The 26550-nt window shown below is 71.7% G+C and carries 22 protein-coding genes; 6 read left to right on the plus strand and 16 right to left on the minus strand.

Annotated features, from left to right (window positions below):
- Positions 1-4 precede the first annotated feature (4 nt).
- Positions 5-496: a hypothetical protein gene (locus tag AB0I21_RS42090; RefSeq protein ID WP_360569276.1), complete on the minus strand. Its 492-nt coding sequence runs from the start codon at positions 494-496 to the stop codon at positions 5-7.
- Between the two features lie 269 nt (positions 497-765).
- On the opposite strand from AB0I21_RS42090, the gene AB0I21_RS42095 reads away from it, so the two are divergent.
- On the plus strand, positions 766-1869 hold the full coding sequence (locus AB0I21_RS42095; protein ID WP_360569277.1) for a uroporphyrinogen-III synthase: 1104 nt from the start codon (positions 766-768) through the stop codon (positions 1867-1869).
- A 72-nt stretch (positions 1870-1941) separates the two neighbouring features.
- Here the strand turns inward: AB0I21_RS42095 and AB0I21_RS42100 are convergent, their stop codons facing one another.
- From AB0I21_RS42100 to AB0I21_RS42115, 4 genes are all read right to left on the minus strand, one after another.
- The gene (locus AB0I21_RS42100; protein ID WP_360569278.1) at positions 1942-2700 is read right to left on the minus strand and encodes a dienelactone hydrolase family protein; all 759 of its coding nucleotides are present in this window, start codon (positions 2698-2700) and stop codon (positions 1942-1944) included.
- 10 nt (positions 2701-2710) lie between these two features.
- Complete coding sequence (locus AB0I21_RS42105) at positions 2711-3115, minus strand: TIGR03668 family PPOX class F420-dependent oxidoreductase (RefSeq protein ID WP_360569279.1); 405 nt, start codon at positions 3113-3115, stop codon at positions 2711-2713.
- A complete protein-coding gene (locus tag AB0I21_RS42110) occupies positions 3112-3945 on the minus strand; it encodes a TIGR03619 family F420-dependent LLM class oxidoreductase (protein WP_360569280.1) in 834 nt (277 codons plus the stop codon). The genes AB0I21_RS42105 and AB0I21_RS42110 overlap by 4 nt, the downstream gene beginning before the upstream one ends.
- 184 nt (positions 3946-4129) lie before the next feature.
- The gene (locus tag AB0I21_RS42115) at positions 4130-4522 is read right to left on the minus strand and encodes a cupin domain-containing protein (protein WP_360569281.1); all 393 of its coding nucleotides are present in this window, start codon (positions 4520-4522) and stop codon (positions 4130-4132) included.
- A gap of 396 nt (positions 4523-4918) precedes the next feature.
- On the opposite strand from AB0I21_RS42115, the gene AB0I21_RS42120 reads away from it, so the two are divergent.
- Together AB0I21_RS42120 and AB0I21_RS42125 are read left to right on the plus strand one after the other, a co-directional pair.
- The gene (locus AB0I21_RS42120) at positions 4919-5836 is read left to right on the plus strand and encodes an NADP-dependent oxidoreductase (RefSeq protein ID WP_360569282.1); all 918 of its coding nucleotides are present in this window, start codon (positions 4919-4921) and stop codon (positions 5834-5836) included.
- Between the two features lie 396 nt (positions 5837-6232).
- On the plus strand, positions 6233-7093 hold the full coding sequence (locus AB0I21_RS42125; RefSeq protein WP_360569283.1) for a class I SAM-dependent methyltransferase: 861 nt from the start codon (positions 6233-6235) through the stop codon (positions 7091-7093).
- Positions 7094-7166: 73 nt separating this feature from the next.
- Here AB0I21_RS42125 and AB0I21_RS42130 read toward each other — a convergent pair whose 3' ends face one another.
- On the minus strand, positions 7167-7922 hold the full coding sequence (locus AB0I21_RS42130) for an alpha/beta fold hydrolase (protein ID WP_360569284.1): 756 nt from the start codon (positions 7920-7922) through the stop codon (positions 7167-7169).
- A gap of 58 nt (positions 7923-7980) precedes the next feature.
- On the opposite strand from AB0I21_RS42130, the gene AB0I21_RS42135 reads away from it, so the two are divergent.
- Entirely contained in the window at positions 7981-10998 is a 3018-nt protein-coding gene (locus tag AB0I21_RS42135) for a BTAD domain-containing putative transcriptional regulator (RefSeq protein WP_360569285.1), read from the plus strand.
- Here AB0I21_RS42135 and AB0I21_RS42140 read toward each other — a convergent pair.
- Positions 10974-11528: a dihydrofolate reductase family protein gene (locus AB0I21_RS42140; protein ID WP_360569286.1), complete on the minus strand. Its 555-nt coding sequence runs from the start codon at positions 11526-11528 to the stop codon at positions 10974-10976. The genes AB0I21_RS42135 and AB0I21_RS42140 overlap by 25 nt on opposite strands.
- A 222-nt stretch (positions 11529-11750) precedes the next feature.
- A complete protein-coding gene (locus tag AB0I21_RS42145) occupies positions 11751-11879 on the minus strand; it encodes a hypothetical protein (protein ID WP_360569287.1) in 129 nt (42 codons plus the stop codon).
- Positions 11880-12016: 137 nt separating this feature from the next.
- Here AB0I21_RS42145 and AB0I21_RS42150 point away from each other — a divergent pair, with 137 nt between their 5' ends.
- Positions 12017-12751 (plus strand): hypothetical protein, encoded by a 735-nt coding sequence (locus AB0I21_RS42150; protein ID WP_360569288.1) that lies wholly within the window; start codon positions 12017-12019, stop codon positions 12749-12751.
- 187 nt (positions 12752-12938) lie between these two features.
- Here the strand turns inward: AB0I21_RS42150 and AB0I21_RS42155 are convergent, their stop codons facing one another.
- From AB0I21_RS42155 to AB0I21_RS42165, 3 genes are all read right to left on the minus strand, one after another.
- The gene (locus AB0I21_RS42155; protein ID WP_360569289.1) at positions 12939-15914 is read right to left on the minus strand and encodes a discoidin domain-containing protein; all 2976 of its coding nucleotides are present in this window, start codon (positions 15912-15914) and stop codon (positions 12939-12941) included.
- Positions 15915-16067: 153 nt separating this feature from the next.
- Positions 16068-16469: a PKD domain-containing protein gene (locus AB0I21_RS42160; RefSeq protein ID WP_360569290.1), complete on the minus strand. Its 402-nt coding sequence runs from the start codon at positions 16467-16469 to the stop codon at positions 16068-16070.
- A 725-nt stretch (positions 16470-17194) separates the two neighbouring features.
- A complete protein-coding gene (locus AB0I21_RS42165; protein WP_360569291.1) occupies positions 17195-18889 on the minus strand; it encodes a cellulose binding domain-containing protein in 1695 nt (564 codons plus the stop codon).
- A 600-nt stretch (positions 18890-19489) separates the two neighbouring features.
- Between AB0I21_RS42165 and AB0I21_RS42170 the strand changes: the two genes are divergently transcribed.
- On the plus strand, positions 19490-20464 hold the full coding sequence (locus tag AB0I21_RS42170) for a hypothetical protein (protein WP_360569292.1): 975 nt from the start codon (positions 19490-19492) through the stop codon (positions 20462-20464).
- Positions 20465-20556: 92 nt separating this feature from the next.
- Here AB0I21_RS42170 and AB0I21_RS42175 read toward each other — a convergent pair whose 3' ends face one another.
- From AB0I21_RS42175 to AB0I21_RS42195, 5 genes are all read right to left on the minus strand, one after another.
- Entirely contained in the window at positions 20557-22149 is a 1593-nt protein-coding gene (locus tag AB0I21_RS42175; RefSeq protein WP_360569293.1) for a beta-N-acetylhexosaminidase, read from the minus strand.
- Positions 22146-22979 (minus strand): carbohydrate ABC transporter permease, encoded by an 834-nt coding sequence (locus AB0I21_RS42180; RefSeq protein WP_360569294.1) that lies wholly within the window; start codon positions 22977-22979, stop codon positions 22146-22148. Before AB0I21_RS42180 ends, AB0I21_RS42175 begins: the two co-directional genes overlap by 4 nt.
- Positions 22976-23962, minus strand: a complete 987-nt coding sequence (locus AB0I21_RS42185; protein ID WP_360569295.1) for a sugar ABC transporter permease — start codon at positions 23960-23962, stop codon at positions 22976-22978. The genes AB0I21_RS42180 and AB0I21_RS42185 overlap by 4 nt, the downstream gene beginning before the upstream one ends.
- Positions 23959-25242, minus strand: a complete 1284-nt coding sequence (locus AB0I21_RS42190; RefSeq protein WP_360569296.1) for an extracellular solute-binding protein — start codon at positions 25240-25242, stop codon at positions 23959-23961. The genes AB0I21_RS42185 and AB0I21_RS42190 overlap by 4 nt, the downstream gene beginning before the upstream one ends.
- Positions 25243-25348: 106 nt before the next feature.
- Positions 25349-26515, minus strand: coding sequence for an alanine racemase (locus AB0I21_RS42195; RefSeq protein ID WP_360569297.1), 1167 nt, complete (start codon positions 26513-26515; stop codon positions 25349-25351).
- Positions 26516-26550 lie beyond the last annotated feature (35 nt).

A 26550-nucleotide genomic window follows, 5' to 3' on the forward strand; every position in this document is an offset into this window, starting at 1 on the left:
CTCGTCACCGCGGGTCGCCGTCGGCGGTGAACACCCGCAGGTACCGGAGGTCGACGGCGAGCATGACCGCGTCGCCGGCCTCGGCGGTGCTGCGCGGGTCCACGCGCGCCGCCAGTCTCGGTGCCGGCTGCCAGCCGGCCGCGTCGGCCACCTCGACGTCCAGGATGCGGTCCGGACCGTCCACCCGGACGGCTCGGACGGTGCCGTGCAGCACTGACGCCGTCCGGCCGGCACGGCCCGCTCCGGGCGGCAGCCCGACCGTCGCGTCGTACAGATGCTCGGGCCGGATCTCGACGAGCACGCGCCGGCTGCCGTACTGCTGGAGGTGTGGCTGGTCGAGGCGGCGCCGCAGCCCCGGGACCGGCATCTGCTGGCCGCACACCTCGAGCATGAGGCTGCCGCCGAGGTCGATGAGGACGGCGGCGAAGAGGTTCATCGGCTGCCGCGCGGCGGAGCCCAGGTCGGCCTCCCGGACCAGCAGCGTGTTGTGCCCCATCCGCACCCCCTCGGTCGACCTGCCCGCGTGTCACCACGAGTGTTCGTCCTCAGCGGCTGCGCGCACCAGGGTTCGCGGCGGCGTGTGACCCTTCTGCAAAGCGCCTCACAAGATCACTAATGACCGGGCCCGCCGATCCCCGACGGCGTCCACCTGCACGGCCGGCCCGCCCCGATGATCGACACCCGACCGGATGTTGCCAAACAGTGACCTACGACCATCCGACGGCATACGATCCGGACCCGGCCGGTCCCGGAAAGGAGGTGGCGGTGCAGCACCCGGCGGACCCGTCGCTGCTGGCCGGCTTCACCATCGCCGTGATCAGCCATCGGCGCCGGCACCGCCTCGCTGACCTCCTCGAGGGCCACGGCGCCCGGATCGTCTCCGTCCAGGGTGTCCGGGCGGTCCCGCAGCCCGACCGTGCCGCGATCACCCGGGCCACGACCGCGGTCCTCGCCGGGCCTGTCGACGACGTCCTCGCCGCCTCCGCCGGCGGGATACGCGCGTGGCTGCAGGCGGTCCCCGACCCGGAGCGCCTGCTGCGGGTGCTGCGCGCCGCCCGCTTGCTCGCCGCTGACGCCCGCACCGCCGACGCCCTGCGCGGCTTCGGGCTCCGGGACATCCTGTCGACCGCCGCCGGGTCCGCCGACGAGCTCTTCCGTCACCTGCTGACCCACGCCCCGGCCGGGCGGCACGTGGTGGCCCAGCTCGACGCGCCGGTGCAGGCCGAGGCGTGCGAGGCACTGCGACACCGGGGCGCCGGCGTGGTGGAGGTGCCGACGTTCCGGTCCGAGCCGCCGAACGACGTGGTCGGCCTGCGCCGGGCGGTCGAGCTGATCAGCCGTCGCCAGCTCGACGCGGTCGCCTGGCTGGACCCGCTCTCGACCGGGCACGTGCTGCGGTTCGCCGCGGACCACGGGCGGCTGCCGGCGCTGACCGACCAGCTCGGCGCCCACGTCGTCACCGTCAGCCGGGGGTCGCTCGCGGCCGGGGTGCTGCGCCGGCACGGTGTGGCACCGTCGGTGCCGCCGCTGCCGTTCGACGAGGAGACGGCTGCGCTGCTGGCCAGGTCGGTGCTCGACCGGGCGGTGCACGCCGCCGTCGGTGCCCTGACCCTGGAGGTGCGCGGGCACGCGGTCCTGCTCGACGGCCGGCTGTACCCGGTCCAGCAGGGACCCGTCGACGTGCTGCGGGCGCTCGCCCGGGCGCCGGGCGACGTGCTGTCCAGCGCCGACCTCCGCCAGCAGGTCCCCGGCCTGGCCCACGTGGACGACCATGCGATCGAGATGGCGGTGTCGCGGCTGCGCCGGTCGGTCCCCGGCGTCGAACTGGTCCACACCGTGATCAAACGCGGCTACCGCCTCGCCGTCTGATCCGTCAGCCCTCGGATGCGCTTCGAGCGAGCCGGGCAAGGTCATCGGCAGCAGCTACAACTTCAAAGATCTTCAGAAGACCTCGTCCAGGAAGGCCGTCAGCTCGCGCCAGCTGCGGGCGTCGGCCGCCGGGTGATACGCGCCGCCCGGCAGGGTGAATCCGTGCTCGGCGCCGGAGTACGTGATGACCTGCCAGTCCAGGTCGGGGCGGGCGCGCAGCTCGTCCTGGAAGGCCGCCACCGCCTCGTCGGGCACCACCGGGTCGGCGCCGCCGGTGCAGATCAGCACCGCGCCGGTGATCGCGGCGACGTCGGCCGGCTCGTGGGCCACGAGGCGGGCGTGGAACGCGACCGTGCCGGCCAGCGGTGCCCCGGTGCGGGCGAACTCCAGCGCCGCCGAGCCGCCGAAGCAGTACCCGATGACGACGATCCGGCTCGCGTCGACCGCCGGGTCGTTCGCCACGACGTCGTAGGCGGCGCGGACCCGGGCGCGCATCAGCGCGAGGTCGCCGTAGTACTTCCCGGCCTCCGCCGCCGCGCTCTGGTGGTCCTCGAAGCGCCGCCCGGTGCCGTAGAGGTCGGCGGCGAAGGCGTAGTAGCCGAGGCGGGCGAGCATCTGGGCACGGGCCTTGGGGTACTCCCGCAGCCCCGTCCAGTCGTGCACGATGATCACGGCGGGCTTCGGCCCGGCGACCGCGGCGTCGTGGGCGCGGTAGCCCTCCATGGGCTGCCCGTCATGGTCGTAGGCCACCGTCGCCTCGGCGATCTGCGCGCCCGGGCGCTCGGCGACGGCGTCGATGAGCCGCCGGTGCTCGGCGGAGAAGTCGGTCATGACCCCGACTCTACGAGGCCGACCAGCCCGTCCACCGGGTTACGTCGATCGCGATCATCAAGCCCCGGATTCGGTACTGCGGGTAGCGCGCCACCAGCCGCCCGAGCGCCCGGCGGCCCTCCTCCCCCGCCGGGTCGACCTCACGCGCGATGCCGTCGGCGCGGACCCACCACAGCGCGGACCAGTCCTCGTCGTAGTGGTCGGCGAGCACGGCGGCCCGCGGCTCGGCGGCCAGGTTGGCCAGCCGCTGCAGGGCGGTGTGCCGCTTCGGCTTGGCGTCCACGCCGTGGTAGACGGTGTCGCCCTCCAGCGCGTACACGATGGGCACGGCATGGGGCGAGCCGTCCGGGGCGACGGTGGCCAGCCGGGCCACGCGCGCCGCCCCGAAACGCTGCCGGCACTCGTCGGGCGTCACGCGCCTTCGCCGGCGAAGTCCGCGATGGCCCGCTCCCACTGTTCGAGGCCGCGCTCGACGGTCGAGCGCGGGCCGGAGGGGATCCACCGGCTGGCGCGCTGGACGCCGGCCTCGTGGAGACGTTGCAGCACCGCGGGATCGGCCGGCGCCGAGAGCACCTGCACGTCGATCCGGCGCTCGGCCCTGGCCCGCAGCTCGCCGATGCGCTCGATGACGCCCTCGCCGTAGTTGGGGAACCAGGCGTCGCCGAACGCCAGCACGCGGTCCAGCACGCCCGGGCCCATGCCACCGACGAGGATCGGCGGGTGGGGGCGCTGGGCCGGCTTCGGGAAGGACCAGATCCGTTCGAAGTCGACGTACTTGCCGTGGTACGACGCCTCCTCCTCGGCCCAGATCGCCTTCATCGCCTCGATCCGCTCGCGCAGCACGGCCATGCGCACCCGCGGGTCGGTGCCGTGGTTGCGCATCTCCTCGCGGTTCCACCCGGCGCCGACGCCGAACTCGAAGCGGCCACCGGACAACTGGTCGAGCGAGGCGACCTCCTTGGCGGTGATGATCGGGTCACGCTCGATGACGAGGCAGATGCCGCTGCCGATGCGCAGCCGGCTGGTGACCGCCGCGGCCGCGGTCAGGGCGACGAAGAGGTCGTAGGTGTGCCAGTACCTCTGCGGCAGCTCCCGCCCGTCCTCGGACGGCGTGTCCCGGCTGGCCGGGATGTGGGTGTGCTCGGCGAAGAACACTGCGGACTGGCCGCGCTCCTCGGCCAGCCGCGCCAGGTCTCCCGGGGCCATGGCATTGTGGGTGGGGAAATATCCGATTCCGAAGTCCATGGCCTCATCCCTACCCAGCCGTCGACGCTTCGACCGGCACGGTGTCTTCGCACAGCCAACGGCTCAGATCCGCGCCCGGCATCGGCTTGGCGCAGTGGTAGCCCTGGGCGATGTCGCAGCCGAGGTCCTGCCTTGAGCTCGTCGACGTCCAGTGGCTCGGCGCTGTGGCGCCCTGTGCTGAAGTTCAGGAGGGCCGGGGTGCCCGCCGGTCGCGACGTTGTTCGAGCTCCTCATCACTGACCAGCGTTTGCATCGGCTGACCCGGCACCATGATCATGGTGGCCAGGAAGCGCAGCCAGGTGTCCGGCCGGGGATTGGCGGTTTGGTAGTGGATGACGTCGCCGCCCGGTTCGAAGACCGCCTCGCCGGCCCGGACCACTCGCTCTGGCTGGCCCTCCAGTTCGAAGATCATCTCGCCTTCGAGGACGTAGGCGGAGAGTGGGCCGGAGTGCCGGTGCGGCGGGACACCCTCGCCCGGCGGCACTTCGAGCAGCACCGTCATGAGCTCGGGCGAATCGGGGATGAACGGCGGTGACTCGTCGAGCAGCGTCGTCCGTGTGACGAGGTCCTTGGGCATCGTAGTCCTCCAACGTGTCTCGAGGTGTCCGTAGCCGCCGGCTACGGACCCCATGGTTGCCCGGCGGTGCCCGATCACCCCCATCCGGGTGAGGTGACCGGGGTGCACCGGGCCGCGAGGCGCCGTGGATGGCTCGCCGGAGCGCAGACACCGCCGCGAACGGCGTGCAAGGTGGTGACGGCCGGCGCGTCCGACCTGCTCTCCACAGCCGCCGCGGCCGTCCCGGGATCCCGGTGAGGCGCTTCGTCAACCCTGATCCGGTCTACCCGCAGTCGACCGGGTTTCTGCTCGACCCGAGCGGGTACGTGGTCGTCTGCACTGCCGAGCCATCGGACAACTCGTACCGGACGACGTGATTGAACTGGTCCGCGATGGCTCATCCGCGGGAGGTGCCGGATGAAGGCGATTGTGGTGACCGATCAGGCCGCAGGAACGGCCGGGATGACGCTGGTGGAGCGGCCCGATCCCGAACCGGCGGTCAACGACGTCATTGTTCAGGTTCATGCGTCGGGATTCGTCCCGACTGAGATGGCGTGGCCCTCGACCTGGACCGATCGCCTCGGCCGTGACCGAACACCGTCGATCCCTGGACACGAACTGGCCGGAGTGGTCACCGCTCTCGGCTTCGGCACGACGGGGCTGTCGGTGGGACAGCGGGTGTTCGGCCTCGCGGACTGGCATCGCGACGGCACCCTGGCGGAGTATGTGGCCATCGAGGCACGCAACCTCGCGCCGCTGCCCGGCGATGTCGACTTCACGGTGGGCGCGAGCCTGCCGATCTCGGGCCTGACCGCATGGCAGGGGCTGTTCCAGCACGGCCGTCTTCAGGCGGGGCAGAGCGTCCTCGTGCACGGCGCGGCCGGCGCGGTCGGGACGATGGTGACGCAACTCGCACGTGAGGCCGGCGCGTATGTCATCGGTACGGGGCGCCCTGCCGACCGTCAGAAGACGCTCGACTTCGGCGCGCAGGATTTCGTCGATCTCGACAACGACGCCCTGGACGACGTCGGCGGCGTCGACCTGGTGTTCGACGTCATCGGCGGAGACATCCAGAGGCGGTCCGCAGGCCTCATCCGGGCCGGAGGAACACTGGTGAGCGTCGTAGGGCCACCCGAGGCGCGGCCAGCCGATGGCCTGGCGATCGACTTCGTCGTCGAGTCCGATCGCGCCCAGTTGGGTGAGATCGTCCAGCGCGTGCGTGACCGACGGCTGCGGACGAACATCGGCAACGTCGCGGCCCTCGACGATGCCGTCGCCGCCCTCAACCCGACTGAGCGACGCAAGGGGAAGACGATCATCCGCGTTCGTCCGTGAGGACTCGGGGCGATCGGGTGCCGTCGCGTCATCTGATCGGGTAACCGGAGCCCCGGCCAACGCCGACCGTGACGGACCGACGTGCCATCCCAAGCGGCGCCGACGTCCACGGAGGGTGTTACCGTACTTGCCGGAGCGATGACCAGCTCGCTGACGGCGATCCAAGGAGGTGTGTTGATGACTGGCGTGGAGACGCCCGCTGTGTGCGGCGCCCGGATCATCCTCACCTCCCGGGCCTCGTCCTGACCTTCGCCTGCCTTCCTCCCTCGTAGGAGGGTTACTCGGCACGCCTGTCGTCCGGCGAGCCGGGCCGCGTCGTGCTGGCCGCCGTCGAGGACGGCTCCCTCACCCAGCGGCGCTTCGACAGCCACCACCGGCTGCAGCGCGAGACCACCAATGCCGCCTCCCGCACCGACGCGCGGCTGCGCGCCCGATCAAGCACGGCGCGCGGCTTCGACGCGTCCTCATGCAATCCCCGCACTTCAAGGCATGACGGAAAGGAATCTGGTCATGGACCTTCCCCGCATCTTCACCATCCGTGAGAGCAGCCACCGGATCCACAACCCGCTGACCGCGGACAAGCTCGCCGCCCTGGGCGCATCGCTCCACCTCGCCCCCGGGACACGAGCCCTCGACCTGGCCAGCGGCTCGGGCGAGATGCTGTGCACCTGGGCGCGTGACCACGGGATCACCGGCACCGGGCTCGACATCAGCACGGTGTTCACCGAGCAGGCCCGGTCCCGCGCCGCCGAACTCGGCGTCGCCGACCGGGTCGAGTTCATCCACGGTGACGCCGCCGGCCATGTCGCGGACCAGCCGGTCGACCTGGCCGCCTGTATCGGCGCCACGTGGATCGGCAACGGCGTCGCCGGAACGACCGAGCTGCTCGACCGCAGCCTGCGCCCCGGCGGACTGATGCTGATCGGCGAGCCGTACTGGCGGCAGACCCCTCCGGACGAAACGACCGGCAAGGCATGCCACGCCACCTCCATCGCCGAATTCCTGCTCCTCCCGGAGCTGATCGAGCAGTTCCAGGAACTCGGGTACGACGTCGTTGAAATGATGCTGGCCGACCAGGACAGCTGGGACCGCTACGCCGCGGCCCAGTGGCTCAACCTGCGCCGCTGGCTCGACCAGAACCCGGACGACGAACTCGCCCCCGAAATACGGGAAGAACTCACCACCGAGCCCGCCCGCTACGCGCGCTACGGGCGTGAATATCTCAGCTGGGGAGTCTTCGCCCTCATGAAGCGCTGACACTCCCGTCCCGCGCGGGGCCCAGACGTCATACCGTCCGGGCCCCGCACGGGACACGTGGCCACCGCGGTGCTCAAGCCTCGTCGAGGAACTCCTCAACCAGCGGGACCAGCAGCCCGGCCCGGTGCGGCAGGGAGGTGTGGGTGGTGCCGGGCAGGATCGCGAGGCGGCAGCGCGGCATCGCGCAGACGTCGCCGGGGACACCGCCGCCGAGCAGGCGGAACATCCGCACGGCATGTTCCGGCCGGACGATGTCCGCGTCGCCGACCACGACCAGTGCGGGGACCCGCAGGGCGCGGATCTGCGCCGCCGTCCACCGCGGCGGATGCGCGTCCAGGACCGCCATCTTCGTGACGAGGCGATCCCAGCCCGCCGGGTCGGGCGCGGTACGCAGGTACTCCTCATGCAGCTCGGAGCCGTGCAGGTGCTCGGGCCGCAGGTGCGCGGCGCCGTCGAGCAGCCCGGGGTGCAGGCCACCGCGGTCGAAGGCCGGCGAGGCGAGCACGAGCCGGCCTGCCCGCGCCGGGTGGTGGGTGCCGATCCGCAGCGCGACCGCGGCGCCCAGCCCCCAGCCCAGCAGGTCCGCTCGCGCCAGGCTGAGACGGTCCAGCAGCTGCACCACCTGCGCCGCAAAGCCCCTGACGGTGTACGGCCCATCGCAGTCGGGGCTGCGCCCGTGCCCCGGCAGCTCGACGGCGACGACCCGCCGGGTTCCGGCCAGCAACGGCAGCAGCGTGCCGAACGACGTATGGATGCCCGACAGCGCGGCCGGCACGAGGATCAGCGGCCGTCCCGGGCCGTCACCGTGCTCCTCGAAGTACATCTCCATACGGCGCAGTGTGCTGGCCCGCGCTTACGGTCGGCTTACCGCCGTAAGATGATCCGTCGTGCGCTTCGGGATCCTCGGTCCGCTCGCCGTCACCACCGCCGACGGCGAGCCGGTGGTCGTGCCCGGCGCCAAGGTGCGCATGCTGCTGGCCGATCTGCTGGCGCACCGCAACACGGTGGTCTCCGCCGACCGGCTCATCGAGGACCTGTGGGGCGATGACGCACCCGCGAACCCCGCCGGCGCGCTGCAGGTGCGGGTGTCACAGCTGCGGAAGGCGCTCAACGACGCCGAACCGGGCGCGCGTGACCTGATCGAGTCGCGGCCGCCGGGCTACCGGCTGCGGGCCGACGACGTCGACGCCGACCGGTTCGCCGCGCTCGCCGACGCCGCCGACGTCGACCGGCTCGGCGCGGCGCTCGCGCTGTGGCGCGGCCAGGCTTACGCCGACGTGGCCGACCAGGAGTTCGCGCGCGCCGAGGCGACCCGGCTCACCGAGCAGCGCCTCCTCGTGCACGAGCGGCTCGCCGCGGCGCGGCTGGCCCGCGGCGAGCACGACCTGGTCGCCGCGGGGCTGGCCGAGCTCGTCGAGCTCCACCCGCTGCGGGAAGGGCTGCGCGTCCTGCACATGCGCGCCCTGTACGCCGCGGGACGGCAGGCCGACGCCCTCGACAGCTACGCCGGGCTGCGGGAGCGGCTCGCCGACGAGCTGGGCCTGGACCCGGGACCGGAACTGGCCGCCCTGTACCGGCGGATCCTCGAGCAGGATCCGGCCCTCACCGCACCGCCGAAGTCCGCGATCGTCCGCAACAGCCTGCCCGCCCAGCTGGACGAGTTGATCGGCCGGGCCGAAACCCTCACGGAGCTGCGGACCCTGATCCCGGCCGTCCGGCTGCTCACCCTGGTCGGGCCGGGCGGGGTGGGCAAGACCCGGCTCGCCGCGGCGGCCGCCGCCGAACAGGTCCACCCGGACGGCGTGCACCTGGTCGAGCTGGCGCCGCTGCCGCCGGCGGACCCGCGGGTGGCGGAGCAGGTCCTCGGGGTGCTCGGCCTGCACGAGGCGCCGGGCACCACCGGGTCCGCCACCGACCGGCTGGTGACGGCGCTGCGGCACCGCGAGATGCTGCTGGTGCTGGACAACTGCGAGCACGTGATCGCGGCGGCCGCCGCGCTGGCCGGGCGGCTGCTGCGCGACGCGCCCGGGGTACGCGTGCTGGCCACCAGCCGGGAGCCGCTGCTGCTGACCGGCGAACAGGTCTGGGAGGTGGGCCCGCTTGCGCTGCCGGGCGACCCGGCCGACGTCGACGCGGTGCGGCGCTCGGCCGCGGCCCGGCTGTTCTCGGCGCGCGCGGCCGCGCAGCACCGCGGGTTCCGGCTCGACGAGCAGACCGCACCCGCGGTGGCGCAGCTGTGCCGCCGGCTGGACGGCCTGCCCCTGGCCCTCGAACTGGCCGCGACCCGGGTGCGCGCGCTCGGCGTCCAGGGCGTCGTGGACCGCCTGGACGACCGCTTCGAGCTGCTCACCACCCGGCAGCGGGACGTGCCGGAACGGCAGCGGACCCTCACCGCGGTGATCGCATGGAGCTGGGACCTGCTGGACCCGCAGGACCGTGCGGTGCTGGCCCGGCTGTCGGTCTTCCGCGACGGCTGTACACCCGAGGCCGCCGAACAGGTGTGCGACGCCGGCCTGGACGCCGTGGACCGGCTCGTGGAACGGTCGCTGGTGGTGGCCGAGCCGGGGCCGCGGTACCGGCTGCTGGAGTCGATCGCGGAGTTCGGCGCCGCGCAGCTCACCGACGCCGCCACGGTCCGCAGCCGGCACACCAGCTACTTCCGCTCCGTCGCCGAGCACGCCGACCCGCTGTTGCGCGGCCCCGAGCAGCAGCGGTGGCTCGCGATCCTGGACGCCGAGCGGGCCAACCTGCAGGCCGCGCTCACGCACGGCGGCGGCCTGCGGATGGCGCTGGCGCTCACCTGGTACTGGGTGCTGCGGGGGCGGCTCAGCGAGGCCCGCGCCGCCCTGGCGCTGACCGGCACGGCCGACGAGGAGCGCCTCGCCGCGCCCTGGCGGCTCGGGCTGGCGCTGCTGCAGGGCGAGCGGGTGCCCGAGAACGTACGGGACGTGCTCGCCCTGGACCCGGCCGGACGGTCGGCCTGGTTCGTGGCGGACGCCGTGATGGACCGCGGTGACCTGGCGCTCGCCGCAGAGCTGCTGCCGGAGCAGTACGACGACGCGTGGACCGAGGCGGCGGTGCTGGCGTCGCGGGCGATGCTCGCGCACGCCGCCGGTGACCTGTCCGCACTGGAGGCGACCGCGACGCGCAGCGACGCGCTGTTCGCCGAGCTCGGCGACCGGTGGGGGCGGCTGCGGGCCAGCGACTGGCTCGGCGGGCTGGCGGAGTTCCGCGGCCAGCACGAACGGGCCGCCGCCCTGCACCGGGAAGGGCTGCGCTGGGCGACCGAGCTCGCGCTGTCGCCGCAGGTCGGCGCGAAACTGTCGTGGCTGGCCTGGCTGGCGGTCCAGCGCCGGGACCACGAGACGGCGCGGGAGCTGGCCGAACGCGCCTACCGGCTGGCCGTAGAGCAGGGCGCGCCCACCGCGGTGGTGTTCGCCGAGCTGAGCCTCGGCATCGCGGCCCGCCGCGCGGGCCGCCTCGACCAGGCCGTCACCCACCTGACCCGCATCGCCGACCAGGGCCGGATCGAGCCGAGCCCGCCGCCGTACCTGCCGATGATCCTGGTCGAGCTGGCCTACGCGCGGGAGCTGCAGGGCGACCCGGCGGCCGCCTGGGCACTGCACATGGAGGCGTACGAGAGCGCCATCGGCTCCACTCGCGACGGCATCGGCGCTGTCGAGGGCATGGCCACGGTGGCCGAGCCGGCCGTGGCGGCCCGGCTGCTGGGTGCCGCGGCCACCGTCCGCGAGCAGAACTTCGCCCCGGCCGCCCCGGCCGAGCAGGACGAGCTCGACCGGGCGGCGCGACGGGCGGTTGCCGCGCTCGGCCAGGAACGCTTCGACGAGCTGGTGGCCGAGGGCGCCAAACTCAGCCTCGCTCAGGCGGTGGCCTTCGGCCGGTAGGTCGCGACGATGACACCGTTGGTGAAGACCCGGGTGTCGATGAGTTCGAACGTGGCCTTGACATCGCTCAGCACGCTGGAGAAGCTGCCTGCGCCCACGATGACCGGGTGGATCCAGAACTTCACCTCGTCGACCAGGCCGGCCGTGACCAGCTGCGCGGTGACCGCGCCGTAGCCGTACTGCACGATGTTCCCGCCGTCCTGCTCCTTGAGCTTCGCGACCGCCTCGACCAGGTCCCCTTCCAGCACCTCGGTGTTCCTCCAGGAGGGGTCCTTCAGCGTGGTCGATGCCACGTACTTCTTCACGTTGTTGAAGAACGCGGCGCCGGTGGTGGGATCGTTCTCGTCCATCGCCGGCCAGGCCTGCGAGAAGCCGTCGTAGGTGGCGCGGCCCATGAGCAGCGCGTCCGCGCCGTTGGTGACCTCGGTGGCCACCTCGGCCGCTTCCTCGGCGAAGTAGGGCGACGTCCACATCGGGTTCTCGATGACGCCGTCGAGGGTGAGGTAGGTGGAGTTGATGAGCTTGCGCATCGGAGGCTCTCCCGGATGGGTCGTGGTGATCGCTGCTGACAGGGGTCACTCTGCCGAGGGCCGCTTACGATTCGCTTCAGGTCGCCTTCTGCCGGCAAGGCGGCCCCCGGCGGGGGAATCGCCCTGGCTCGGTCCTCATCGAGGGCCGAATGTCTCGTCTCACGGCGCCCTCCCGTGCGACCTGTCCGCTCGCAGGTGACCACGAACGGGCGCAGCTCGAAATCACGCGACCGCGAACCGGACCGCCGCATGTACGACTTCGTGGGCGGAGCCGCCATCGCCCGCAACATCCCCAACCGCCCCGACGAGCTGCGTCAGGCCGGCTTCGAGCTCATCGAACTCGACGGCCACGACCACATCGGAGCCGGATCTTCTGGGTATCGGATTGCTTGCGGTCACGGGTTGCGCCCAGTCCCACGACGGCTGCAGGCTCCGGCGCATGACCAGACATATATTGACAAAGCTTCCAGAGGCGGTACAACAGACGTATGCCTCATGTTGATAGGCAACAGGCCGTCAAAGGCTTCCGGCAACTGCTAGATCGAGCGGCCCGGCGAGTCAAAGACCCGTGGTTTTTGCTTCCGTACTCCAGCCATGGTGTAACGGAGACCCAGACCGCCTACCGGGAACGGGTGTACTGCTACGAGCTGTACCACCAGATCCGCGTGCTGAGCGAAAGCGTTGGCAAAGCGGCCGGCTCACCACACTTCGTCGCATCAGGCGAGCTCAACAAGAGTGGATTGCACTCAGTGATCGAAAAGGGGAACCATCAGCCGGACCTGGTATGGCACGTACCCGGGGACCCGTATGGCAACGCCGTCGTGGTTGAGATCAAGTCACTGCCGGGCTTCGTGAAGTACGGACCCCGCAAGGATTTGGAGACCCTAAGCGCCTTCCTGGACGCGGGAGATCGGAGGTACGAGCACGGCATCCTACTCATCTACGGCTCTCGCGTACCGGACCGATTTAGCCATGAGTTCTACGACGAGCAATCGATCCCGCTTGGCATACGAGCCAAGGTTTTCAAGACTGCCGAAAAGATCCAACAAGAAGCGACCGACGAACGCGAGACAGAGACTTGTCCTCAGGCCGCCTGCGATGGTCCGACCGATCGGATCGCCCTGTCCGACGATGCGCGCCGACGGATCAACGTGCTGTGGCATCCGCACGTCGGGCAGAGTCCCAACGATCTGGGAACGCTTGAGCACCTTCCGCTCACGTAGAACGACGAACCGGCGGAGAACCGAGGGCACACGCACCGTCCCGATGAGGCTGCGCAGCTCCCAGCCGGGTCACTTCGTGAACACGATGGCCGGGAACTGCAGGACCGTCTGGGAACCCTCCAAGCCACTTCGCCCAGGGGCTCGCCCCGCGCGCGGGTCGCGGGCGCCGGCGTAGACCCGTGCGGCGTCACGTCACCGACAGGTGCACCAGATCGGGGTCGCCGGTGCGCCACGCCGGCACCGCGACGGCGACGTAGCGGGCGGACACCGACCCGCCGAGCGTCGCGTAGGTCACCCCGTCCGTGGACGTTTCGATGCGGGCGGCGGGTGCGGTGCCGGTCGTCCACGTCAGCGACACGGCGGTCACGGTCCGGGCGGTGCCGAGGTCGACGACCATCCGCCCGTTGGGGCCGGGCCGCCAGGACGTGGCCGGGTCACCGTCGACGGCCCGGGACGGTTCGCCCATGCCGGCCGGCAGCGGCGAGGTCGGGAACGTGGTGCGGCCGCGGGCCAGGTCGGTCGCCGGGGTGACCGGCCCGCCGAACGTGGCGGTGTAGCTGCGGGTCGCGCCGGCCGGTACCTGAGCCTGCGTGGACCATCCGCCGGCGGCGAGCCGGACGTCGACGGCCGCGCCGGCCGGGGCGGTGACGGTGAGGTGGTGCGAGTCGGCGACGTTGAACCGGGTGCCGGCCGGCGCGGTGCCGGTCACCGTGAACCGGGTGGGTCGCACGGCGCCGCCGGCGGCCGGCACGGACGCGGTCAGGTCCAGCCGGCCGTCGGCGCGGACCACGGACAGCCCCCGGTACAGCCGGTCCGCGCGGGTCAGGGTCAGCACCGCGTTGTCGACCGCGGTCGTGGACAGGTTGAGCAGGGTGAGGTACCCGTCGGCGTCGCTGAGCCGCAGCGTCGACGGCCCGCCGGTCGGCAGTCGCCGGGCGGCGGCCGCGGCCAGGTCGGTGCCCGTGCCGGTGTAGCCCTCGACGAGGGTCGCGGCCGGGATGCTGACCAGGGTCGGGGAGGCGGTGATCGGGCCGGCGGCGCCGTGCGCGACGACCCCGGCCCGGCCGTCGATCCCGGCCCACGCGCCGAGTGTGGCGTCGGGTGCGGTGACGGCGGTGCTCCACGTGGCGCCGTCGGTGGAGGTCTGCACGAGGAACGACGTGGCGTACGCGGCCTCCCACGTCAGCGTCACGCCGGTGAGCTGGACGTTGCTGCCGAGGTCGACGGCGAGCCAGCTGTCGGCGCGGCCGCGCTCCTCGCGGGCGACGGCCCAGCGGGTGCCGGCGTTGCCGTCGACGGCGTTCGTGGCGGGGTAGGCCGGGTCGGCCGAGGACGCGGTGACGGTGCGGCCGCGGGCCAGGTCGGTGCCGGCCGTGCCGAACGCCTCGAACGCGAATAGCGAGTAGCCGTACTGGGTGGCGGCGGCCCGGCCGAGGAACCGCACGTGCCGGGCGGTGCGGGCGGTGAACGTCAGCCGGTCGGTGCCGCCGTCTCCGACGCCGGTCGGCGGGGTCACGCTGCCGGACGGGCCGGTGAACGTGCGGCTGCCGTCGAGGCCGGGCACCCCGGGCATCGACAGGTTGAACAGGGTCAGCGTGGCGGTGCCCGGTCCGGTGTAGACGACGGTGCCGGTCGGCAGCGTGGCGTAGCCGGCCCAGCCGGCGGCGGTCTGCAGCACGGTGGCGGTGGATTCGACGCCGTCGCGGGCGGTGGTGTACGCGACGGTCGACTGCCGCAGCGGCGCCGCCGTCTGGGCGGGCAGGAACGCGGGCGCCCGGGTGTCGATCAACCAGTTGTCGTGGCCCGGCTGCCACAGGAACTTGACCTGGCCCGGCTTGGTGACCGCGGCGGCGAAGCCCGTGGCGCTCTGGTGCGCGGTCAGCCCGACCGCTGGGCCGAAGTCGCGGGTACCGGCGGCCGCGGCGAAGAACTCGGCGGACGTCACCGGCTGCACCGGGGTGCTGCGCCAGCGGTGGAACAGGTAGGCGATGGCGAGCTCGGCCCGGGCCTCCGGCTCGTACTTCTCCTCGCCGCTGAATTTCGTGAGCCGGTACTGCGGCGCGTACTGCAGGTACGGCATCAGCCGCGCGGCGAGGTCGGCCTCGGCGCGGGCGGCGTGCGGGTCGCCCTGGACCTGCGCGAGGAACGCCAGCGGCAGCACGTCGCGGCCATACAGGTGGTACCGGTCGGCGACCATCGGCATCACCGGCTCGCCCGCGTCGCTGGCCAGCAGGCGCAGCGTCGCCCACAGCTCGCGGCCGTTGGGCTGGCGGGTCAGCACCTGCGGCAGCGGCCGGCCGGCGGCGAGGAAGTGCGCGGCCGAGCGCCCCGCGGTCCGCCACAGCTCGGCCTGGTAGTGCGGGTTCGCCGAGTTGTGGTTCTCCACGATGAACGTGTCGTGCAGGTTGCGGGCGACGTTCCAGGCGCTGACCGCGCGGCCGTCGACCACGGCCGGGTTGGCCCGGTCGGCCGCGGGCAGGCCGCTGGAGTTGGCCGCCCAGAACACGAACCGCTCCTGCCAGCGGGCCGCGTCGGCGTCGCCGGTGGGCGCCCACGCCAGGCCGGGCGCGATGGCCTGGGCGTAGACGCCCATCTCCTCGAGCTTGGTGTCGCCGACGTACCCGCCGGTGCTGCCGTTCGGCGACCAGGAGCCGCTGAGCGGGTCGTTGCCGGTGCCCAGCCCGTACGCGTACGCGGCCTGCCCACGGGCGATCTTGTCCACGTTCGCGCGGGTGGTCGCGTCCAGGTCCGCCCACAGCAGCCGCGCGGCGAGCACGAAGTACAGCTCGAACGTCGAGTCCCAGAACAGCCGCTGCCCCCAGTCGGCGCCGCCGGCGAGCTTGTTCGTCGCGGCGAACCGGGTGATCGTGGCGAGGGTCCGGGTGCGCAGGGTGGCCGCGTCGACGCCGGCGAGGTCGGCGTCGTAGCCGTCGCTGGTCAGCAGGACGGCGTTGCCGAGGACAGCGGCGAACCGGAAGTCGGCGGCCCGGTAGGCGCCGGTCGCCGGGTCCCACTGCTGCTGCACCCAGCGGGTGTGCACGAGCAGCAGCCGGTGGTACTCGTCGGCGACCGGGTCCGTGACCGCGGCAACCGACGGCCGTGGCAGGGCGAGGGCACCACCGGCGGCGGCGAACGCGGCGAACAGGGTGCGGCGGGTCATCATGCCGAGTACCGTCGCAGCGCCCCGATACCGAGTCAATATCTCCAAAGAAGGTTTACAAAACCCTGGTCAGCGATCGTTGTGAACTGCTCGTCCAGCTGCGCACGGACACCGCCGGCGGCCCTGGCCGAGCCGCCGGCGGTGGGTGGAACCGTGCTACGTGACGGTGACCGTCACCATGGTCGCGTGCGGGGCGCCCGCGCTGTCCGTGATGGTCAGCCGGGCCGTGAACGTGCCGACCCGGTTGTACGCGTGGGTGGTCGTCGCGGTGGTGGTACTGGTGAACACCGCCGCGTTGTCACCGAAGTCCCACTCGTACTTCGCGATGGTGCGGCCCGCCGGTGGGGTGGCGACCGCGCTGAAGGACACGGTCCGCGGGCCGCCGGTGGCCGGGGTCGCGGTGCCGGTGACGCCGGCCCCGGTCTCCTGCTTGACGCCCGCGCCGTTGAACCGCAGCCAGTCGATCGACATCAGGTAGGTGCCCGCCGGCGGTGGTGTCGCCGGGTTCTTGAACACCAGGTACAGGTTGAACGTGGTGCCGGGGTTGGTGAGGTTCACCGTGCCCGTCGCCGGCGCCGGCGTTGTTCGGCGAGTTGTTCACCGGCGCCGCGCAGTTGAACTTCGCCCCGGCCGTGCTGGTGGCGAAGTTGTAGTCGTTGAACGGGGTGTTGTTGCCGATGCAGTAGGGCCAGCCGTAGTTGCTGGCCGAGGTGACCCGGTCGAACTCGACGGTGCCCTCGGGGCCGCGGTTGGCGTCGGCGGCGCGGGCGTCCGGGCCGTAGTCGGCGACCAGCACGGCGTTGGTCAACGGGTCGACGGTGATCCGGAACGGGTTGCGGAAGTTGTTGGCCCCGCCCAGCTGCTGGATCGCGGTGATCCCGGCCGGGATCGAGTCCTGCTGCAGGCGGAGATGCTCGGCATGCCCCGCGCCGAGGTCAACCGCATCTGGCGGGAGACGTCGACGACCGTGCTGCTGGTGACGCACTCGATCGCCGAGGCGGTGTTCCTCGGCACCCGGGTCGTGGTGATGAGCCCCGGCCGGGGCGCATCGAGGAGGAGTTCGAGGTGGACCTGCCGGCGGAGCGCGAGTAGGCGCCGTCATGTCCGACCCGCGCTTCGACCGGCTCGCCACCCGGATCCGCGGCCTGCTCGGCTCCACCGCCAACCACTGACGGGTGCTTCGGGGCATCCCGGCGACGTATCGACGCGGTGCGTTGTCCGGGATGTCTCCCCCTCGCCTGTCGCTGATCCTGGCCGCCGCGGCACGGTGCTTCGTCTACCGGTCAGACCACGATGCAGGGGATGCCGTTGAGGGTGAAGGCGGCCGGTTCGGCGGTGTTCCCGGTGTGGGTGGCCTGGAAGCCGATGTCGACGGTGGCCCCTGGCGCGAGGGTCCCGTTGTAGCTGACGTTGGTGGCGCTCACCTGGCCGGTGGACGGTGCGAAGGTGGCGTTCCAGCCCGAGGTGATGGCCTGCCCTGAAGGCAGGGTGAAGCGGAGCGTCCAGCCGTCGATCGTCGCGGAGCCGGTGTTGGTGATGCTGATGCTGGCCGTGAACCCGGAGCTCCAGGTGTTCATCGTGTACGCGACCCGGGGACCCGAGCCACCGGTGGGAGACTGGCTGGGCGTGGGAGAGAGCGTGATGCTCGGCGACGGGCTGGTCGGCGGCGTGCCGCTCACGCTGGTCACGAACGTCGTCACGCTGCGGGCGGGAAGCGTGACGGTGACCGAGCCGTTCGCCATCGTCTGCGCGCTCTGCGGCGCGACGTTGCGGCTCGCGTCGGTCAGCCAGCTGGCGACGCTGCCGGACGCGGTGGTGCCCGCCAGGGTGAACTGCTGGCTCACCGACGAGGTGTTCTTGTTGACCGCGACGATCACCACGGTGTTGCCGCCCCGGTACGCCGAGACGTACACGTTCGTCGCCGGGTTCGCCGTCGCGTCGACCCGCACATAGCCCGGACGCACGAACCTGGCGAACTGCGCCATCATCGCGCCGCGCTTGCTGATCTGGCCGTCCTCCCGCATCGGCCCGTAACTGCGGCGGATCGTCCACCAGATGTACGCCTGGAACTCGGCGTCGACCATGGCGTGGTGGATGTGCTCCCCCACGTCGAGGGCCTGCGGCCAGAGGTCACCCGAATCGGAGCTGTTCGGGTAGTAGACCTCGGTCATCCACAGTTCCTTGCCCGCGCCCTTCTGCTTGAACAGCGGGTACGGGAAGTTCGCATACGACGTGCCGTAGAGGTGGGCCCCGATGATGTCCACATTGGCCAGCGCCGTGGCGTCGTTGAGGATCGGGTCCGACATCGACTTCACGTACTGGAACGACTCGGGGGCGATGACCCTGGTTCCGATCGAGCCGGCGTTCTCCCGCAGGAACCGGACGATTTCGGCGGAGGTCCACCACGTCCAGTCGGTCGCGTAATCAGGCTCGTTCTGCACCGAGATGCCGTACAGGTTGACTCCGTTGTTGCGCATGTAGGTGGTGAAGTCGTTCAGGTGCTGTGCGTAGGCGCCGTAGGAGCTGTACCGCAGGCGCTTCGCGTTGGTCTGGCTGCCGCGGGTGAAGGTTTCGATCATGCTCGCGGGCGGGTTCCAGGGCGAGGCGATGACGGTCGCGCCGAGCTCGACGGCGCGTTTCGCCGTCGCCAGGTCGCGGCTCCAGTCCGCCTGGTTCTCCCCGACGGGGATCCGCAGCACGGAAAACCCCAGCTGGCCGTCGCCGCCACCGAACGCCGTGGTCCGCTGGGCGGCGGTGAGGTCGCCGATCCACGCCGCGTGCGCCATGCCGCCGAAGCCCCGGATCGTCTGCCGCGGCGAGGACGGATTGATGTTCGCCGTCGCCGCCGCGGCCTCCGTCGCCCGCAGCACCGACGCCGCGACCGTGAGGACCGGCACGGCCCCCACGGTGGTCAGCACGGTTCTCCGGCTCAGCAACCGTCGCTCCGAGTGCACCAGTTCCTTCTGCTCCTGTGTCATGCCTTGCCTTTCCGGTCGTCGATGCCGTTCCGCGTCGATCGCTCCTGAAGATGTCGTTGTTAGCGCTAACAGCGAGGCGCCGACACTGTCAGAAATACGCCGGCCATTCAAGTGGGCATCCATATCTGCCGCTGCCACCAGGCAAGGGAAGCATGTAACTTTCCGCACCATAAATTGCGACTCAAGAGACCTCGGGAATATAACAATTTCTCAGCACAACTCATCCAACAGCTTCCGAACTGGGACGGCGACCACTGCGGTGACTCAGCCTGGAAAGCGATCCGAGTTGACGCCAGATTGAACTGCGAGGCCGGACCAGCATTGAATTGTGACCGCTCACCTCGCACCAGTCGTCGGCAAATCGTGAACGGCGACGGACCGCACGCCTCGACCACCCCACGGCTCATCCTCCTCACCCGGCACGGCACCCATGGCACGGAGCGCGACCAGCGCGCCGGGCCGCGGCCGTCGCCTCGGCATCACGTGCTTATACCTTCCCTGGCGGGGCAGGTCGCACGTCGACCGGTGAGCGGCCGAGCCCGGCACGGACCCGGCCACAAGGGTGAGCTTCCGTGGAAAGTAGGCCTTGACGTGCGGGCTTTGTGGGACGCGCTGGCGGCCGGCGTCGATCGTCTGACGCTGGCCGGGTGGCTGCAGATCATCTCGAGCATCGGTGCGGTCGCCGCGGCGATCGCCGGCGCCTCGGCCGCTCGCGCGGCGCGCGGGGCGGCCCGGACCGCCGCCAGGCAGTTGCCGGAGTTGCAGAAGCAGGTCGAGATCAGTGCGGCTCAGTCGAAAGCCGCCGACGAGCAGGTCACCCTCGCCCAGGAGGTCCTCAAGGCCGCGACGGCGGCGGTCCGGGAAGCGGCACGCGCCAGGACGGACGAGCGGGCGCCCCTCGTCGTCGCGCTGTTCGAGGCGCCGCAATGGCCCCCGTTGATCGACGCGACGCGCGACCGGATGCCGTACGGGAACGAACCGCGACTGCTCGACCAACGTTCTGCGGGGCGGGCCGAGACGGCCTCGCCGGCGCATCTCTTCGCACGAGATGGAGCGCGGGCACAGCTCATGTGGTTCCAGACCAGGGGCGTACTGATCAACGAGGGCACGACCACGGCACGGGTGCGACTCGACGAAGGGGCCCAGTTCGTGGGGGCGACCGCCGCAAAAAGGGAGCGCCTCCTGCGACCGGGAGAGGTAGCCCCGTTCGAATGGGGGGCGGGTCACACGATCGCGGAGTGGGCGGTCGCCCGCGAGAAACCCGATCCGCCCAACCCGCTCGGCGCCTGCTTCTTGACGATCACCGTGTTCGACTCGTTCGAACACGGCGTCTTCGACCACATCCACGTCGTCATGAGCGGCCGGCCGATCGTCCCGGTGGACGACACCTTCGACGAGGTGCGGCTCGCCTCCCGGGAGGCCGAGGCGGAGATGGAGGTCACGGTCTTCCCCACCCGGCGCACGTACCGCTCCGACGGCGTGCGGAGGGACCCCCTCCCTTGGGACGGCACCTACGCTGCATGGTGGAGGGCGAACGGACGGCGCACTCCGAGCCCGATGGCACCGTCGAACTGACGGCAGCGAGCGGCCCGCGCTGCGGCTTCCCGCCGTCCGCGCCGCCGCCAAGGACATCCGTCACAAGCACACCTTCGGCATGGCCGACCTGATCACCGCATGAACGGGGCACCCAACATCGCGCGGATCTCCTCCTCCCGCTGGGCGCGGGTCTTCGGGAAGCCCTGCGCGTCGGGGCGGCGCTGCCACGGGTGCGGGCCGCCCGGCGGGCGGTACTCGACGCCGAGCGCGTCGAGCCGGTCGAGGTGCGACGCCAGCCTGGAGGTGAAGCCGTCGGCCGGGCCGGACCACATCACCTCGGCGAAGGAGGCCAGCCGCGGGAACGTCGCGTAGTCGACCGCGCGGGCGGACGGGAGGTGCTCGGTCCACACGTTGCACTGCGCGCCGAGCACCAGCCCCGCCTCGGCCAGGGTGAGGCCCGGCGGGACCGGGTCGAAGGTGTACACGTCGGCGACGGACAGCCGCGTGCCGACGGGGATCGGTTCGTCGGGCGCGTCGGACTGGCGGTAGTCGAGGTAGGTCCACATGTCTGGGCAGGAGACGACGTGGTGGCCCGCGCGGACCGCGCGGACGGCCGCTTCCGGGCCGCGCCACGCGGCGATCAGTGCACCGCCGGGGGCGCCGCCTTCGAGGATCTCGTCCCACCCGTGCACCGTCCGGCCGTGGCCGGCGATGTGGCCGGCGACCTGGCCGACGAACCACGCCTGCAGTGCCGTTTCGTCGGGCAGCCCGAGCTCCCGCATCCGGTCCTGGGCCGCGGGGCTCGCCTTCCACTCGTCCTTGGGGCACTCGTCGCCGCCGATGCCGATGTACCGCCCGGGGAAGATCGCGCACAGCTCGTCGATCACGGCACGGCAGAAGTCGAGGGCGGCGTCGGACACGTTGAGCACGTGCGGTGAGATGCCCCAGCCGGTCCGCACGCCCACATCGGCGAGGCCGTTGCCGAGCTGCGGGTATGCGGCCACGGCCGCCTGCATGTGGCCCGGCAGGTCGACCTCCGGCACAACCGTGATGTGCCGGTCGGCGGCGTAGGCGACGATCTCGCGCAGGTCGTCGGCGGTGTAGTAGCCGCCGTGCGGGCGGTCGTCGACGACGCCGTGCTGCCGCGACCCGCGCATCGTGCCGTGCCGCCACGTCGCGATCTCGACGAGGCGCGGGTAGCCGGGAATCGGCAGGCGCCACCCCTGGTCGTCGGTGAGGTGCAGATGCAGCACGTTCAGCTTGTGCACCGACAGCAGGTCGACGAACCGCAGCACGTCGGCTTTCGGCATGAAGTGCCGGGCGACGTCGAGCATGCACCCGCGCCACGGCCACCGCGGCGCATCGTCGACGGTCACGGCGGGCAGCAGCCAGTCGACGCCGGTGACCGGCGCCCGGCGGTACACCTCGGGCGGCAGGACCTGCAGAAGGCTCTGCAGACCATGGAAGACCCCGGCAGGCGTGCCGCCGGTGAGGTCGACACCGTCCGCGGTGATGCGCAGGCGATAGCCCTCGTCGGGCAGTGAACCGTCGACGGACAACCGGATGTCGTCGCCGGGCGGCAGGAAACAGCCGGTGGCCGGGCCGATCGTGGCGCGCAGCCAGGCCGCGGCCCGCTCGAGCCCGGGGGCGGCGGAAAGGGTCGTCGCGGGGGTGAGGCGAAGCTCGCCGCGGCCGGGTTCCACTGTGGACGGACGGGGGATCATCCTTTCACCGCCCCGCCGAGACCGGCCACGAGACGGCGCCGGACCAACAGGAAGAACAGCAGCACCGGCACGGTCATCAGCACGGACGCGGCCATGATGCCACCCCAGTCGTTCTCGTCGGGTTTGAAGAACACCAGCAGCGCCATCGGCAGCGTCTGGTTCTCGGTGGCGCTGATGATGAAGGTCCGGGCGAACAGGAAGTCGTTCCAGGCGGTGATGAACGAGAACACGCTCGTCGCCGCGAGACCCGGCGCGACCAGCGGGAACAGGATCCGCCACAGGACGGTGAAGCGGCTGGCGCCGTCGATGACGGCGGCCTCCTCGAGCTCGTCGGGGACGGCGGCGACGAACCCGCGCAGCATCCAGATCGCGAACGGCAGCGTGAACGCGGTGTGCACCAGCACCAGCGAGCCGAGCGTGTTGAGCCCGACCCCCGGCACGACGGTGCCGACGTCGCGGACGAGGAAGAACAGCGGGATGGTCAGCGCCTCGATCGGCACCATCTGCGCGACGAGGAACATGACCAGGATCGTCGTGCGGAACTTGAAGTGGTACTTGGTGAGCACCACCGCGGCGAGGAACGCGACGAGCGCCGACAGGGCGACCACGACGAGGGCGACGACGAGGCTGTTGAGGAAGTACCGGCCGAAGCTCTCGACGCCGAGGACGCGCCGGAAGCTGTCCAGCGACGGCGCGAGCGTCCACGGCCGCTGGTGCAGCGACTGGATCTCGCCGGGCGGTTTGACCGCCGACAGCAGCATCCAGTAGATCGGGAAGATCGTGACGAGGGCGACGATGACCGCGATCCCGTTGAGGAGGTGCTTTCTCACAGCGGTTCTCCGCTCCTGCGCAGCGCCCGCAGGTAAGCGAGCGTCACCGCGAGCAGGATGACCATCATGACCACGCCGATGGCCGAGCCGAGGCCGTATTCGGACGCGGCGAACGCCTGCTGGTAGGCGTAGACGTTGAGGGTGAGGTTCTGCCCGGCGATCCCGCCACCGCCGGTCATCACGTAGATCTGGGTGAACACCTTGAAGTCCCAGATGATCGACTGGATGACGACGATGGTGAGCAGCGGCCGCAGGATCGGCACGATGATCCGCCAGAACTGCTGCCAGGCGCCGGCGCCGTCGAGCTGGGCCGCCTCGAGGGTGGCGTCGGGGATGGCCTTGATCCCGGCGTACAGGGTGACCATGACGAACGGGAACGAGTGCCACACGACGACGGCGCCGATGAGGCCGAAGGCGCTGTAACGGTCGTACATCCAGTTGTGACCGGCGAGGCCGAGGACCTGGTTGACGAGGCCGAGGTTGGCGTCGAAGAGGAACATCCACACGGTGGACCCGGTGACCGCGGGCGCGGCCCACGCCGACAGCGCCGCGACCGACAGCAGCGTCCGCGGCCACCGCCCGACCCGGGTCAGCAGCACCGCGAGCGCGGCGCCGACGGCGAGGGTCGCCACGACGCAGGCGGCCGCGAAGCCGATGGTGGCGAGCAGCACCGACCAGAACCGTTCGGCGCCGAACAGTTCCGCGTAGTTGCCGGCGCCGACGAAGCGGGTCGGCTGCCCGCCGCTCACCTGCGCCTGCCGGAAGTCCAGCACCGACAGCAGGCCGAGCTGGTAGATCGGGTAGACGAACAGCGGGATCAGCACCGCGGCGGCCGGGACCAGCATCCACCACGGGGTGCGCCGTGCGCGGCCGGACGGGCCGGTGGCCGGGCGCCCGCCGCGACCGTCCACCGGCCCGCCGGGTGCGGACGAGCGGCGGGCCGGCTTGGACCGGCCCGTCTCGTCCAGCGGGATCACTGTCACTTGAAGGCCGCGTTCATCGCGGTCGCCGCCTCGTCGGTCGCCTGCTCGACCGTCGCCTTGCCGGTCACGATCTTCTCCAGCATCGTCGGTACGACCGCCTGCGCGTCGATCTTGCCCCAGCCCGGGTGCAGCGGGACGAACTTCGTGCCGGCCGCGATGGTGTCCATGAACGGCTTGAGGAACGGTTCCTTGCCGGCCAGCTCGGCGCGGGCCGAGGTGAGCGTCGGCAGGTTGCCCATCGCGGTGTACATCTGCTCCTGGTACTTCTTGCTCGCGAGCAGCTTCATGAACTCGGCCGCGAGGGTGCGCCGCTGGGTGCTCTTCATGACGCCGAGGTTGTTGCCGCCGGCGAACGCGGGCGCGACCGACCCGGGCTTGGTGCCGGGCAGCGGCACGACCGCGTACTTGCCCTTCGCCGCACCGGCCTCCACGGCGGCCCGGTTGAAGTTGCCGAGGATCGCCATGCCGGCCTTGCCGCTGGCGAACAGCTCCACCGTCTTGCCGCCGGTGAGGTCGGCGCACTGCTGCGGCGGGCAGTTGTCGGCCTTGATGAGGTCGGTGTAGGCCTTCACCCCGGCCCGCGACTGGGGCGAGTTGATGGTGGCGGTGTAGCCGGTGCCGGACTTCGTGGCGAGGTCGCCGCCCGCGTCCCACACGAACGGCAGCGCGCCGAAGGTGTACTTGCCGCCGACTGCGAGGCCGAACAGCTCCGGCTTCTTGGCCCGGATCTGCTTGGCGGCGGCGACGAGCTCCGCCTGCGAGGTCGGCGGGGCGAGGCCGAGCTCGGTGAACACGTCGGTGCGGTAGTAGAGGGCGCGCACCCCGACGTACCACGGCACGCCGTAGAGCTTGCCGTCGATGGTGGCGCTGTTCTTCAGGTCGGCGCCGAGGTCCAGCCCTTCGGCGTCCTTGCCGACCTCGGCGAGGCCGCCGGCGGCGACGTACTCGGGCAGGTCGGTGTTGCCGAACTCCACCATGTCGGGCGCGCTGGCCGGGTCGTTGAAGGCGCCCTTGAACCGTTCGCTGCGGGTGTTGACCGCGATGTAGGTGACCTCGACCGTCACGTCCTTGTGCGCGGCCTTGAACTCGGCGACGGCGTCGTTGACGATCTTCTCCTTGGGCGCGCGGTTGGGCTCGTCGAACAGCCACACCCGCAGGGCGCCGGTCTGCTTGTCGGCGCCGTCGTTCTGCGCGGGGGTGGTCGACGGCGCGCAACCGGTCAGCCCGGCGACCAGACCGGCCGAGAGGAGACCGGCGAGCGCCGTTGCGCGAAATCTCATGTGGGCTCCCTTGAGGGGTGGCGCTTACGGACCTGGTTCGTATATGGTTCGTTGAACTGGCCCCTAGCCTGAGACGCCGGTCACCTCCGCGTCAATAGGTCGGCGCTCAGAAATGCGTCCGCAGGACATCCGTTACCGTGCCGTCATCGTCGACGACCGGGATCGCCCGCCACTTGTCGAAGGCGGTGCACGGGTGCGAGATGCCCAGCTCCACCAGGTCACCGGGGCGCAGCAGACCGTCCGGGTCGGCGAGGAACAGGTGGTGGTCGTTGACCTTCGTGACCGTCAGCCGGCCGTCGCGCGGGATCGGCAGCCCCTCGTCGAAGGAGACGTCACGCTTGCCGGCGCCCAGGATCGCCAGCCCCGGCTCGGGTGCGGAAAGGACCTGCGCCCACAGCGTCAGCGCCGGGCGCAGCTCGCCGGCGACCCGGTTGAACGGGGTCCGTTCGCGGTAGAAGCCCTCGTCGTGGGACAGGTACGCGCCGCTGCGCAGCACCGTGGTGACACGGTGGCCCGCGGGCCACCGTGCGCCGGCGCCGAGGCGGGCCGCGACCAGGTCGAACCAGGCGCTGCCACCGGTCGCGACCAGCACCTCCGGGCCGAGCAGCCCGACCCTGGACAGCGCATGGACGGCCGCCCGCAGGTCATCGAGGAAGCCGGACACACCCTCGGCGCCAGGCTGGGTGCCCTCGTAGCCGGCCACCCCGGCGAGGCGCAGCGCTGGGTCGGCCTCGACGGCGGCCGCGACCGCCAGGAGCTCGTCCCGGCCGCGGCAGCCGGTACGGCCGCCGGGGTGCCCGAGCTCCACGAGGACCGGCAGCGGCAGTCCGGCGGCGGCTCGCACACCGACCGCGGAGTCGACCTGGAAGATCACCTCGAAGCCGGCCTCGCGCTCCCGCGCCAGCCACTCCAGAACGCGGCGGTCGAGCAGCTGACCGGCCACGACGACCCGGGTCGAGCCGAGGTTGCGCAGCGCGAGGACCTGGCTGGCGGTGGCCGCCGTCAGTGCCCACGCCCCGGCGGCGAGCTGCGCCCGCAGCAGCGACGGGGCCATGTGGGTCTTGGCGTGCGGGGCGAAGGCGAGGCCGTGCGCGGCGCAGAAGTCGGCCATGGTGCGCACGTTGTGCTCCAGCGCCGACTTCCGGGCCACCAGCAGCGGCCACGTGAACGCGCCGTCGAACAACCCCGGCCGGGCCGCCAGGAAGTCGCCGATCGGCACCGGGTCGGGCTGCCAGAATCCCTTGGTGCGCCAGTCCAGCAGTTCGCCGCTCATGAGATCTCCCGCTTGATTCTTCGGCCCGGAACCCG

This window comes from Dactylosporangium sp. NPDC050588, assembly GCF_040654975.1.
GTDB classification, from domain to species: Bacteria; Actinomycetota; Actinomycetes; order Mycobacteriales; family Micromonosporaceae; genus Dactylosporangium; species Dactylosporangium maewongense.

Excerpts from the sequence above, each read along its gene's own strand:
- AB0I21_RS42125 (WP_360569283.1), top strand. The coding sequence starts at position 6,233 with ATGCCGCCTCCCGCACCGACGCGCGGCTGCGCGCCCGATCAAGCACGG.
- AB0I21_RS42115 (WP_360569281.1), bottom strand. The coding sequence starts at position 4,522 with ATGCCCAAGGACCTCGTCACACGGACGACGCTGCTCGACGAGTCACCG.
- AB0I21_RS42195 (WP_360569297.1), bottom strand. The coding sequence starts at position 26,515 with ATGAGCGGCGAACTGCTGGACTGGCGCACCAAGGGATTCTGGCAGCCC.
- AB0I21_RS42165 (WP_360569291.1), bottom strand. The coding sequence starts at position 18,889 with ATGACACAGGAGCAGAAGGAACTGGTGCACTCGGAGCGACGGTTGCTG.
- AB0I21_RS42090 (WP_360569276.1), bottom strand. The coding sequence starts at position 496 with ATGGGGCACAACACGCTGCTGGTCCGGGAGGCCGACCTGGGCTCCGCC.
- AB0I21_RS42130 (WP_360569284.1), bottom strand. The coding sequence starts at position 7,922 with ATGGAGATGTACTTCGAGGAGCACGGTGACGGCCCGGGACGGCCGCTG.
- AB0I21_RS42190 (WP_360569296.1), bottom strand. The coding sequence starts at position 25,242 with ATGAGATTTCGCGCAACGGCGCTCGCCGGTCTCCTCTCGGCCGGTCTG.
- AB0I21_RS42110 (WP_360569280.1), bottom strand. The coding sequence starts at position 3,945 with ATGGACTTCGGAATCGGATATTTCCCCACCCACAATGCCATGGCCCCG.
- AB0I21_RS42120 (WP_360569282.1), top strand. The coding sequence starts at position 4,919 with ATGAAGGCGATTGTGGTGACCGATCAGGCCGCAGGAACGGCCGGGATG.
- AB0I21_RS42100 (WP_360569278.1), bottom strand. The coding sequence starts at position 2,700 with ATGACCGACTTCTCCGCCGAGCACCGGCGGCTCATCGACGCCGTCGCC.
- AB0I21_RS42140 (WP_360569286.1), bottom strand. The coding sequence starts at position 11,528 with ATGCGCAAGCTCATCAACTCCACCTACCTCACCCTCGACGGCGTCATC.
- AB0I21_RS42155 (WP_360569289.1), bottom strand. The coding sequence starts at position 15,914 with ATGATGACCCGCCGCACCCTGTTCGCCGCGTTCGCCGCCGCCGGTGGT.
- AB0I21_RS42175 (WP_360569293.1), bottom strand. The coding sequence starts at position 22,149 with ATGATCCCCCGTCCGTCCACAGTGGAACCCGGCCGCGGCGAGCTTCGC.
- AB0I21_RS42150 (WP_360569288.1), top strand. The coding sequence starts at position 12,017 with ATGCCTCATGTTGATAGGCAACAGGCCGTCAAAGGCTTCCGGCAACTG.